Consider the following 11,950-nt stretch of genomic DNA (forward strand, 5'->3'; position numbering starts at 1 on the left):
CGGTTCGCCGCGGCCCGCGGTGCCCGGTTCCGCGGGATCGGCGGCGACCGCCGCCGGGGCGCCCGGCCGAGGGACCAGGCCCATGCCGGAGAAAGACACGTCGAGTGGGGAGATGAAGGGTTGTGACGGGGGCTGTGAGGACCGCGAGCAGGTACGGGGCGAGGCCGGCGGGCACCGGCGGTGAGCCGGCGCAGCGCGAGGTGTTCCTGTCCTTCGTGGGCAGGCAGGCCACGGTGCAGAAGTCGGGGATGACGTTCCCGCAGAACCTGCCCGAGCGGTCCTGGGAGCAGATCGGCACCAACCTGCGCGAGCTGGTGAACTCCTCGGCGTGGTGGCTCGCCGACTGGCTGCTCTACGGCGAGGCCACCTACGGGTGGCGGCGCTACAAGGAGGCGATCGAGCGCACCGGGCTCGACTACCAGACCCTGCGCAACTACGCGTGGGTGGCCCGGCGCTTCGAGCACCACCGCAGGCACGACAGCCTCAGCTTCGCCCACCACGCCGAGGTGACCCGCCTGGCGCCGGCCGAGCAGGACTACTGGCTGCGCAAGGCCGAAGCGCAGAAGTGGTCGCGCAACGAACTGCGCAGGGCACTGCGCGCCGGCCTCGCCGTGCAGAACGACGCGGCCCCCGCCCCCCGCGGCGACGAACACAACGACGCGGCCCCCGCCCCCCGCGGCGACGAGCAGCAGGAAGCACCCCGCACGCCCCGGCCGGCGGCCGGGACGGACCGGCAGAACGTCACCACGCTCACCATCGAGCTGTCCGCCGGCCAGCTGGAGTACTGCTCGAAAGCCGCCGCAGCGCACGGCCTGCCTCTTGACAAATGGGTGACCCAGGTCCTCGAAACCCTCGGCCGGCCCGCCGTGCGGCCGGCCGCCTAGGCCGTGTCCGCACCCCTCCTTCACATCGGAGTCAGTTGATGATCCTTCAGGGAAAGCGGGTCGCCCTGCCCCCGGAGCCCGTCGTCCACCAGCAGTTCGAGGCGAACGCGCAGGCCGCCCCCGACGCCGTCGCCGTCGTCTGGGCCGGCCGGCAGGTGACGTACGCCGAGCTGGACGCGCGGGCGAACCGTTTCGCGCACTTCCTCACCGCCCGCGGGCACGGCCGGGGCGCGATGGTCGGCGTCTGTCTCGACTACTCGCCCGACATGCTCGTCGCCATCCTCGGCACGCTCAAGGCGGGCGCGGCCTACGTACCCTTCGACCCGGCCTACCCCGCGGCCCGGCTCCAGCTGCTGCTGGGCCAGGTCCCCGGCCTCGCCCTGATCGTGGCCTCGCCGGCGACGGCCGCCATGGTCGACGACGCGGCCGTCGACGTCGTCGACCTCGAACGGCTCGCCGGACAGCTGGCAGCCCTCCCGGCGACCTCACCCGGTGTCCCCGTCACCGGCGACGACGTGTGCTACGCCGTCTTCACGTCCGGGTCGACCGGTACGCCGAAGCTGACCGCGGTGCGCCACCAGGGCTGGTTCAACCTGATGAACTGGCTCAAGCTCGAATACGGCCTGCACAGCGGCTCCCACAACCTGGTCGTCAGCGCGTTCGGTTTCGACCTCTCCCAACGGGCCCTGATGACACCGCTGTTCTGCGGCGCCACCCAGTACCTGATGGCCAGCCGCAACTTCGACGCGATGATGGCCTACCGCATCCTGAACGAACACGAGATCCGCGTGGTGCACTGCGCCTCCAGCACGCTGTACGTGCTGGTGGACTGGGAGCGGGCCCGCGGCGGTGACGCGCTCACCCGGCTCGACTACGTGCTCTTCGGCGGGGAGGCACTCAAACCCGAACGGCTCACCGGCTGGGCCCGGCGCGAGGGCAACACCTGCACCCTCCTGCACCAGTACGGCGTCGCCGAGTGCACCGACGTCGCCACCTCCTACGACCTGGCCCGCTACCGCTCGGGCGAACAGGACATCCCGCCGGTCGGCACACCCGCCTACAACACCGACATCCACCTCCTGGACGAGCAGCTGCGCGGTGTCGGGCCGGGGGAGTACGGCGAGATCTGCATCGCCGGGGCCGGCGTCGGCGCCGGCTACCTGGGCGCCGCGGGCCCCGAGAACGACAAGTTCACCACCGTCGTCGTCGACGGCGCACCGGTGCGGCTGTACCGCACGGGCGACCGCGGCCATGTCACCGAGGCCGGCCACCTCGTCGTCGCCGGCCGGATGGACGCCCAGGTCAAGGTGCGGGGGATGCGGATCGACCCCACCGACATCGAGCGCGCTCTCGGCAAGCTCGCCGGGATCCGGGAGGCCGCCGTGGCGGTCACGTACACCGACTCCGGGGAGGCCGAGCTGACCGCGTTCATCGTCCCCACCAGAAGCGAGCTCACCGAGGACGAGGTCCGCACCCGCCTGCTGCGCACCCTGCCGCGGAACATGGTTCCGGCCCGCTTCGTGAACATTCTGCGGCTTCCGCTGAGCCCGCACGGGAAAGTCGACCGCGCAGCCCTCCTCGACTCACTCAGGACCTACGCCCAAAGCGGCACGGCGGCCTAGTCGAACGCCCCTTGACGAGCAACGGAAAGGACAGCGATGAGTGCCGACAGCGTCCGCGCCATCTGGTGCCGGGAACTTCAGCGTGACGACATAGCCGCCGACGACGACTTCTTCGCCCTGGGCGGCCAGTCCCTGATCATGGTCAGGATCCAGGGCGCCTTCATGGAGGAGCTGGGCGTCGAGGTCCCCATGGACCAGATGTTCCTCAACCCCACCATCGCCTCGATCTGCGCGTACATCGAATCCCAGAGCGCACTGGCCCCCTGAGCCTGCCCCCGCCCGACCCGCCCGCGCCGCCCGCCCGCACCTGCGGGCCCACCGCCCCGCCCGCACCCCGGCAGCACCTGCGGGCCCGCCGCCCCGCGCAGCGCGCTCCCCACCCCAACGGCTTCCCGCGGCCGCGGCCGCAAGCCGCGTTCACCACCTATTCGGCAAGAGAGGCGCGCCATGTACGACGTGATTGTCATCGGTGCCCGTTGTGCGGGTTCGCCGACGGCCATGCTGTTCGCCCGGCAGGGCTACCGTGTCCTGCTCCTGGAGAAGGCACAGTTCCCCCAGGACACCCTGTCCTCGCACTACATCCACATGCAGGGCATGTCGCTGCTCAACCGGTGGGGACTGCTCGACAGACTCCGCGACGCGGGCTGCCGGCCCATCACCCACCAGAGCTACGAGGGCCCCGGCGTCCGCATCGAGGGCTTCTCCCTGCCGCTGGACGGCCTGCGCCACACCTACGCGCCGCGCCGCTACGTCCTGGACCCGGTCCTGGCCGAGGGCGCCGTGGCGGCCGGCGTGGAGTTCCGCGAGTCCTGCACGGTCAAGGACCTGGTGTGGGAGGACGACCGGGTCGTCGGCGTGCGCTGCACCACGCCCGGCGGCAGCGAGACCACCGAGCGGGCACGCCTGGTCGTCGGCGCGGACGGCATGCGCTCCCTGGTGGCCCGCAAGGCGGGCGCACAGAACGTCATCGAGCACCCGCGGGTCACCTGCACCTACTACAGCTACTGGGCCGACGTCCCCTCGCACTTCGAGCTGTACGAGCGGCCCGGCCGCTGGGTCGGCGTCATCCCCACCAACGACGACCTCACCCTGCTCATGACCTACTTCCCGCAGGAGGAGTACAACGACGTCCGCAAGGGAGTCGAACCCTTCTACCTCGACACCTTCCGCACCACGGCCCCCGAGCTGTACGAGCGGATGTCGGCGGGCCGGCGCGTGGAGCAGCTGTACGGCACCGGCCACCAGGAGAACTACTTCCGCAAGGCCTACGGGCCCGGCTGGGTACTGGTCGGCGACGCGGTCAACCACAAGGACTCCATCACCGCCCGCGGCATCACCGAGGCCTTCGTCCAGGCCCAGTCCCTCACCGACCACATCGGCACCGCACTGCACGACGACGCAGCCCTGCGGACCGCGCTGCGGCGCTACGAGAACGACCTCAGCGGCGAAGCCCTCAGCCACTACCAGGGCGCACTGAACGTGGCCGAGCTCAAGCCCCAGGGACGGGTGGAGATGCTGCAGAAACTGGTCGGCCACCAGGAGCACATCGACCGCTACTTCTCGACGCTGTCGGGCGCCTGCTCCATCGACGACTTCTACAACGACGAACTGCTGACCCTGCTCGACCTGAGCTGAGTGACGACCCGCCCCCTCCTGGTTCCGCCGATTTGGAGAAACAATGATCCCGTTGTCGTTCGCGCAGCGTCGGCTGTGGTTCGTGGACCGGTTCGAAGGCCCGTCAGCGACCTACAACGGCGCCTTCGCCCTGCACCTGACCGGTGAACTGCGCGTGGGGGCGCTTCAGGCGGCGCTTCGCGACGTCATCGACCGGCACGAGGTCCTGCGCACGGTCATCGTCGAGGACGACGACGGCGTCCCGCACCAGCAGGTACTGGCGCCCGGCGACCAGCCCTTCCACCTGCCGGTCGCCGAGGTCGGCCCCGAAGGACTGGCGGCGGCCGTCGAGGAGGCCGCCACCGAGACCTTCGACCTGGCCGGCGACGCACCCATCCGCGCCAGGCTGCTGCGGTGCGCACCGCGCGAGCACACCCTGGTCGTCGTCGCGCACCACATCGCCGTGGACGGGGAATCCTTCGGACCCCTGTTCCGCGACCTCACCACCGCCTACGCGGCCCGCACCGAGGGCGGGGCACCCACCTGGGAGCCCCTGCCGGTGCAGTACGCGGACTACACGCTGTGGCAGCGGGACGTCCTCGGTGACGAGAGCGACCCGCAGAGCCTGGCGGCCCGGCAACTGGCGTACTGGCGCGAGGCCCTGGCCGACCTGCCGCAGCCGCTGGCCCTGCCGACCGACCGCCCCCGCCCCCGGGTGATGAGCCCCGACGGCGACCGCGTCGCGTTCACCATCGACGGCGACCTCCTCGACGGCGTGCAGAAGCTGGCCACGGAACTGGACACCACGGTGTCGATGGTCATGCACTCGGCGCTGGCGGTACTCCTGCACCACCTGGGATGCGGCGACGACGTGTCCATCGGCGCGCCGATCACCGACCGCACCGACGAGGAACTGCGCGACCTCGTCGGGTTCTTCGTCAACACCTGGGTGCTGCGCGTCGACCTCTCCGCCAACCCCACCTTCCGTCAGCTGCTCCAGCAGGTACGCGACCGCTCCCTGGCCGCCTACGACAACCAGGACATGCCCTTCGAGCGGCTGGTGGAACTGCTCAACCCGGACCGCTCCACCGCCTACAACCCCTTCTTCCAGGTCATGCTCTCCTGGCAGCCGCCCGTGCCGGCCCTGGAACTGCCCGGCCTCACCGTCCGCGCCGAGCGGCTGGAGACCGGCACCGCCAAGTTCGACCTGTTCTTCGACCTGCTCCCCGACAGCTCCGGCGGAGCGCGATGCCGCCTGGAGTACGCCACCAGCCTGTTCGACCGGCACACCGCCGAGACCATCGCCGAACGCTTCGTGCGCGTACTGAGCCGCCTCACCGCCGACCCGCAGCGCGTGATCGGCCTCGTCGACGTCCTGGACGACACCGAGCGGGAACAGCTGCTCACCCGCTTCGACGAGCGCACCGCGGCCGTCCCCGAGCAGACCCTTCCCGAGCTGTTCGAAAACCAGGTGGCCCGCACCCCCGACGCCCCCGCCCTCGTGCACGAGGGCCACACCCTGACCTACCGGGAACTCGACGACCGGGCCAACGCCGTCGCCTGGGAGCTGCTGCGCCGCGGCGCCGGCCCGGAGGACCTGGTGCTCCTCGCACTGCCACGCACCCCCGACCTGGTGGCCGCCCTGCTGGGCATCCTCAAGTCCGGCGCCGGCTATGTGCCCCTGGACCCGCAATACCTCAGCGGCCGGGCCCGGAGCGTGCTGTCCGAGGCCGCCCCGCGCTTCGCCGTCACCGACACCAGGACCCGGCAGGAACTGCCGCACAGCGACCTCGTGTGCATCGACCTCGACCACAGCACACAGTGGGACACCCCGAAAAGAGCGCCGGGCGACACCGACCGCAACGCACCGCTGGGCCCGGACAACCTCGCCTACGTGATGTACACCTCCGGCTCCACGGGCACCCCCAAGGGCGCGGCGATCACCCACCGCAGCGTCGTCAACGGCGTACGAGAGCTGATCCGCGTCCTGGACGCACCCCCCGCACTGCGGATGCTGGCCGCCACCTCGGTCAACTTCGACGTCTCGGTCTTCGAGCTGCTGACCACCCTGACCACCGGCGGCACCGCCGAACTGGTCGCCAACGCGCTGGCCCTGGGCGAGCGCGACGGCTGGGACGGCCACGTCATCAGCGGGGTCCCCTCGGTCCTGGGCGAACTGGCCGGCCACCTGGACACGACACCCGACGTACGCACGGTCGTCTTCGCCGGCGACGTGCTCCCGGGCCGGCTCGTGCGCCAGGTACGCGAGGCCCTGCCCGGCGTGCGCATCGTCAACTGCTACGGACAGAGCGAGAGTTTCTACGCCACCGCCTTCGCCCTGGACGCCGCACAGGAATGGGCGGACGCCGACGTCGCCCCCATCGGCACCCCGCTGGGCAACATGCGCGCCTACGTGCTCGGCCCGGCCCTGGCCCCCGTACCGCAGGGCGTCATCGGCGAGCTCTACGTCGCCGGCACCTGCCTGGGCCGCGGCTACCACCACCGCCCCTCGCTGACCGCCGAACGCTTCGTCGCGAACCCGTTCGGCACCGCCGGCGAGCGGATGTACCGCACGGGCGACCTGGCCCGCTGGAACGCGCAGGGACAGCTGGAGTGCGTGGGACGCGGCGACGGCCAGGTCAAGGTGCGCGGCTTCCGCATCGAGACGGCCGAGGTCGAAGCGGCCATCACCCAGCACCCCGGGATCAGCGAAGCACTGGTGATCAGCCGCGAGGTGCCCGCGGGCGGCCGCCGGCTCGTCGCCTACGTCGTGCACACCGGCGAAGGCTCCGTCGGTGACGACGGCGCCGGCGGCATCGGCGATGTGGACGTGCTGGCCGGAGCCTCCGCCGCCGAACTGCGCAAGTTCACCGCCGCCCGGCTGCCCGACTACATGGTGCCCTCCGCCTTCGTGGCACTGGGCCGGCTGCCGCTGGGCCCCACCGGCAAACTGGACCGCTCGGCCCTGCCCGAACCGGAGTTCGGCGGCGAGGCCTACCGGGAGCCCCGCACCGAAGCCGAGATGATCATCACCGCGGCGTACGCGGACGTACTCGGCGTGGACCGGGTCGGCGTCGACGACGACTTCTTCGCCGCGGGCGGCGACAGCCTGCGCTCCATCCAGGTGGTGGCCCGCGCCCGGGCCCGCGGCCTGGAGCTGTCCACCCGCGAGATCTTCGAATGCCGCACGGCCGCCCGCCTCGCCGACGTGGCCTCCGCCCGCCAGGGCCAGGCACCCGTCCTCGCCGAGGACGCGAGCGGCGGCGTCGGCCCCATGCCGCTGCAGCCGGTGGCCCGGCAGGTCTTCGAACACGGCGGCGGCACCGACCGGTTCGCCATGTCGATGGTCCTGCAACTGCCCGCCGGCATCGACGCGGACGGCCTCACCGCGACCCTGGACGCCGTCCTTGACCGGCACGACCTCCTGCGCGCCCAGCTGGTGCCCGGCCAGGAGCCGACACTCCTGGCACGCGAACGGGGCACCGTCCGCGCGGCCGACCTGATCCACCGCGTCGACTGCGACGGCCGCTGGGACGAGCCGTCCTCACTCGCCGCGGCCAGGACCCACCTGCACGACGCGGTCGGCCGGCTCGACCCGCACGCCGGGACCATCGCCGACTTCGTCTGGTTCGCCCCGCCCACCGGCCCGGGCCGCCTGCTCGTGGTGCTGCACCACCTGGTCGTGGACGGAGTGTCCTGGCGCATCCTCATGTCCGACCTCGCCGAGGCCTGGCAGCAGATCCGCTCGGGCCGGGCACCCGAACTGCCCCCCGTCGGCACCTCCGCCCGCCGCTGGGCGGCAGCCCTTGAGGACGAGGCACTCTCCCCCCGCCGGGAAGCGGAACTGGCGTACTGGCGGGACCTGCTCGAAGCACCCAACCCCCCGCTGGGCACCCGCGCCTTCGACCCCGCGCTCGACCTGTGGTCCACCGTGGAGACCGTCCGCGTACAGCTGCCCGCCGACGTCACCGAAGCGGTCCTGACCACCCTGCCCGCCGCACTGCGCGGCACCGCCACCGACGTACTGCTCGCCGCACTCGCCCTGGCGGTCAACCGGTGGCGCGGCACGAACTCCCCGGCCCTGGTCCGCCTCGAAGGACACGGCCGCCACGAGGACGCCGTCCCCGGCGCCGACCTCTCCCGCACCGTGGGATGGTTCACCACCATGTACCCGGCCCGCGTCGACGTCGGCGCGCCGGACATCGCCGACGTGCTCACCGGCGGCCCCGCCGCCGGCACCGCGGTCAAACGGGTCAAGGAGCAGCTGCGCCAGATCCCCGACAAGGGCCTGGGATACGGACTGCTGCGCCACCTCAACCCGGACACCGCCGAACAGCTCACCGGCCTCGCGGTACCCCAGATCGGCTTCAACTACCTCGGCCGGATCTCCGACACCGACGTACCCGAGCACCTGCGCACCGGCGGATGGGGACCGGCGTCCTGGTCCGCGGAGCTGATCGCCGAACCCGACCCGGACCTGCCCGCCCTGTCCGCCCTGGAGGTCAACTCCGTCGCCACCGACACCGCCGACGGCACCCGGCTGCAGGCCGCGTTCATGTTCCCCACCGGCGTACTGACCCGCGAACGGACCACGGAACTGGCCCGGCTGTGGGTCGAGGTACTGCACGGCATGGCCGCGCACGCCGCACACCCCCACGCCGGCGGACTCACCCCCTCCGACGCCCCGCTGGTCACCGTCCGCCAGGACGACATCGACACCTGGGAACAACGCTACGGCCGCCTCGCCGAGGTGTGGCCGCAGGCCCCGGGACAGTCCGGAATCCAGTTCCAGGCAGCCCTCGCCGACGGCACCTTCGACGTCTACCACATGCAGTTCGTCCTGCACCTGTCCGGACCCGTGGACCCCGCCCGCGTCCAAGCCGCCGGACAGGCACTGCTGGAGCGGTACCCCAACCTGCGCTCCGCGTTCGTGACCACCGCCGACGGCGACCCCGTACAGGTCGTCGCGGAACACGTCACCCTGCCCTGGCGCCACCTCGACCTGAGCGGACACAGCCCGGCCGAACAGGACGCGGCACTGGACCGGGCCCTGGCCGAGGACCGCGCCGACCAACTCGACCCCACCCGGCCCCCGCTGCTGCGCCTGGCCCTGCTCACCTGCGGCCCCCGGCAGGCCAAGCTCATCCTCACCGCACACCACACCCTGTTCGACGGCTGGTCCTCACCCCTGGTGATCACCGACCTGGTCCGCCTGTACGCCGGCACCCGCGACCTGCCTCCGGTGCGCAGCTACGGCGACTACCTGGCCTGGCTGTCCCGCCAGGACCGGGACGCCTCGGCCGCCCGCTGGAAGGCCGAACTCGACGGGTTCGACGAGCCGACCCTGGTGGCCGCGGACCTGGTGTCCACGGGGGAGGCGTCCTCCCTGGGCCGCGTCGAGGTACCGCTGTCCATCGACAAGGGACGCGAACTCGCCCGCCGCGCCGCCGAACTCGGCGTCACCCTGAACACGCTCCTGCAAGGAGCGTGGGCGATCCTGCTCACCAAGCTGACCGGCCGCCACGACGTGGTCTTCGGCGCCGCCGTCAACGGCCGCCCCGCGGATGTGAGCGGCTCGGACGAAATGGTCGGCCTGTTCATCAACACCCTGCCGACCAGGGCCCTGTGCCCGCCCGGCCACAGCCTGGGCGAGGTCATCACCGACCTGCAGAACCGGCAGATCACCCTCCTGGACCACCACTACTACGGCCTGGCCGACATCCAGCGCGGCGTCGGACTGCCCTCCCTCTTCGACACGATCGTCGTGTTCGAGAACTACCCCGTCGACCGTGAGGGCATCGTCGAGGCGAACACCTCGGCGGGCTTCACCATCGACGCCATCCGCCCCTTCGCCGGCTCGCACTACCCCCTCACCCTCAACTCCTCCGACCCCTACCTGCGGCTCTCCCTCGACTACCAGACCGACCTCTTCGACCGCGCCGCCGCCGAGACCGTCGCCGCCCGCCTGGTGCGGGTACTGGACCAGGTGCTCGCCGACCCGTCGGTGCCCGTCGGCGCCGTGGACGTGCTGGGAGAGGACGAACGGGACCAGCTGGTGCGCCGCGTCAACGACACCGCACACCCCCTCACCCCGGACACCCTGCCCGGCGCCTTCGAGGCACAGGTTCAGCGGGACCCGGAGCGGGTCGCGCTGATCGCCGAGAACGAGACGCTCACCTACGGGGAGTTCAACCGGCGGGCGAACCGGCTGGCGCACTGGCTGATCGAGCAGGGCGCAGGACCCGAACAGCTGATCGCGGTGAAGATCCCCCGCTCGGTGGACCTGATGGTGGCGATCTACGCCGTCGTCAAGGCCGGCGCCGCCTACGTGCCGGTCGACACCGAACTGCCCGAGGACCGGGTGCGGCACGTACTGGAGCGGGCGAACCCGCTGCTGGTCCTGGACGCCGCCCTGCCCGACGTGTCCGGCCACCCGCACACCGACCCCGAGCGGGACCTGTCCCCGGACAACGCCGCCTACGTCATCTTCACCTCCGGCTCCACCGGCGGCCCCAAGGGCGTACCGGTGGCCCACCGGTCGATCATGAACCGGCTGAAGTGGGGCCTGGCCCACTTCGACGTCACGGGCGAGGACCGGATGCTGCTGAGCACGACGGCGAGCTTCGACGTGTCGGTACCGGAACTGTTCGCACCACTGCAGGTCGGCGCGGCCGTGGTCATCGCCCGCCCCGACGGACGCCGGGACCCCGCCTACCTGACGGAACTGATCCGGCGGGAGAAGGTGACCGGCGCGGACTTCGTGCCCTCCCTGCTGGAGGCGTTCGTCGCCGAACCCTCCGCCCGCCAGTGCACCAGCCTGCGCTGGATCGAGGTCGCCGGCGAGGCGTTCCCCGCCGCGCTGGCCAACAAGTTCACCGACCTGCTGCCCGGCTGCACCGCCAACAACGTCTACGGGCCCACCGAGGCATCGGTGGAGGTCACCGCCTGGCAGCACCTCCCCGGCGCCGGCCGGGTACCGATCGGCACCCCCATCTGGAACACCCAGGTCTACGTCCTGGACGCCGCCCTGCGCCCCGTCGCCCCCGGCGTCACCGGCGAGCTGTACCTGGCCGGCGTCCAGCTGGCCCGCGGCTACCTCGGACAGACGGCGCTGACCGCGAACCGGTTCGTCGCCTGCCCCTTCGGCGAGCCGGGAAGCCGGATGTACCGCACCGGCGACGTCGTGCGCTGGACCAAGGACGGCCAGGTCGAGTACATCGGCCGCTCCGACTTCCAAGTCAAGATCCGCGGATTCCGCATCGAACTCGGCGAGATCGAGAACGTCCTGAGCAGCCACCCCGACGTCGAGAGCGCGGTCGCCGTGGTGCGCGAGGACCACGCCGACGACCAGCGGCTGGTCGCCTACGTGGTGCCCCGAGGCGCCGCGGACCCCGCCTCGCTGGACCTCACCGCCCTGACCGGCCTGGCCCGCGAGCACCTGCCCGAGTACATGGTCCCCTCGGCCGTCGTGCCGCTCGACCGGTTCCCCCAGACACCCAGCGGGAAGCTCGACCGGGGCGCACTGCCCGCCCCCGACCGCGCCCGGGCCGCGTCCGGACGCGGTCCGCGCAACCACAACGAAGAAGTCCTGTGCCGGCTGTTCGCCGAACTGCTCGGGGTGGAGGAGATCGGCATCGACGCCGACTTCTTCGACAACGGCGGGCATTCGCTGCTGGCCACCCGGCTGATCGGCCGTATCCGCAACGAGCTCAAGGTCGACGTGAAGGTCACCACCGTGTTCCGCAGTCCGACCGTCGCCGAACTGGCGGGCCGGCTCGAGAAGTCCGCCAGGTCGAACCGCCTCCAGCTGCGCCAGATGAACGTTTAGGA

5 protein-coding genes are annotated in these 11,950 nt (G+C 71.7%); all 5 read left to right on the forward strand.

From position 1 onward, the window contains the following. Positions 1-122: 122 nt before the first annotated feature. The 5 genes from ACFYP4_RS22965 to ACFYP4_RS22985 all read left to right on the forward strand — a co-directional run bounded on the left by ACFYP4_RS22965 (position 123) and on the right by ACFYP4_RS22985 (position 11,948). Positions 123-884: an LmbU family transcriptional regulator gene (locus ACFYP4_RS22965; RefSeq protein WP_388787552.1), complete on the forward strand. Its 762-nt coding sequence runs from the start codon at positions 123-125 to the stop codon at positions 882-884. Between the two features lie 38 nt (positions 885-922). Next, complete coding sequence (locus ACFYP4_RS22970; protein WP_388787555.1) at positions 923-2,506, forward strand: amino acid adenylation domain-containing protein; 1,584 nt, start codon at positions 923-925, stop codon at positions 2,504-2,506. A gap of 36 nt (positions 2,507-2,542) precedes the next feature. Further along, the gene (locus tag ACFYP4_RS22975) at positions 2,543-2,773 is read left to right on the forward strand and encodes an acyl carrier protein (RefSeq protein WP_358853650.1); all 231 of its coding nucleotides are present in this window, start codon (positions 2,543-2,545) and stop codon (positions 2,771-2,773) included. A gap of 180 nt (positions 2,774-2,953) precedes the next feature. After that, positions 2,954-4,141 carry an NAD(P)/FAD-dependent oxidoreductase gene (locus ACFYP4_RS22980; protein WP_388787558.1) on the forward strand — a complete coding sequence of 396 codons (1,188 nt, stop codon included), beginning with the start codon at positions 2,954-2,956 and terminating at the stop codon, positions 4,139-4,141. A 43-nt stretch (positions 4,142-4,184) separates the two neighbouring features. After that, on the forward strand, positions 4,185-11,948 hold the full coding sequence (locus tag ACFYP4_RS22985; RefSeq protein WP_388787561.1) for an amino acid adenylation domain-containing protein: 7,764 nt from the start codon (positions 4,185-4,187) through the stop codon (positions 11,946-11,948). Positions 11,949-11,950: the final 2 nt, after the last annotated feature.

This window comes from Streptomyces sp. NPDC005551, assembly GCF_042871785.1.
In the GTDB taxonomy this organism is placed as follows: domain Bacteria; phylum Actinomycetota; class Actinomycetes; order Streptomycetales; family Streptomycetaceae; genus Streptomyces.

What these genes read in the sequence shown, in the direction of transcription:
- ACFYP4_RS22970 (WP_388787555.1), top strand. Translation starts at nt 923, where the DNA reads ATGATCCTTCAGGGAAAGCGGGTCGCCCTGCCCCCGGAGCCCGTCGTC.
- ACFYP4_RS22975 (WP_358853650.1), top strand. Translation starts at nt 2,543, where the DNA reads ATGAGTGCCGACAGCGTCCGCGCCATCTGGTGCCGGGAACTTCAGCGT.
- ACFYP4_RS22980 (WP_388787558.1), top strand. Translation starts at nt 2,954, where the DNA reads ATGTACGACGTGATTGTCATCGGTGCCCGTTGTGCGGGTTCGCCGACG.
- ACFYP4_RS22985 (WP_388787561.1), top strand. Translation starts at nt 4,185, where the DNA reads ATGATCCCGTTGTCGTTCGCGCAGCGTCGGCTGTGGTTCGTGGACCGG.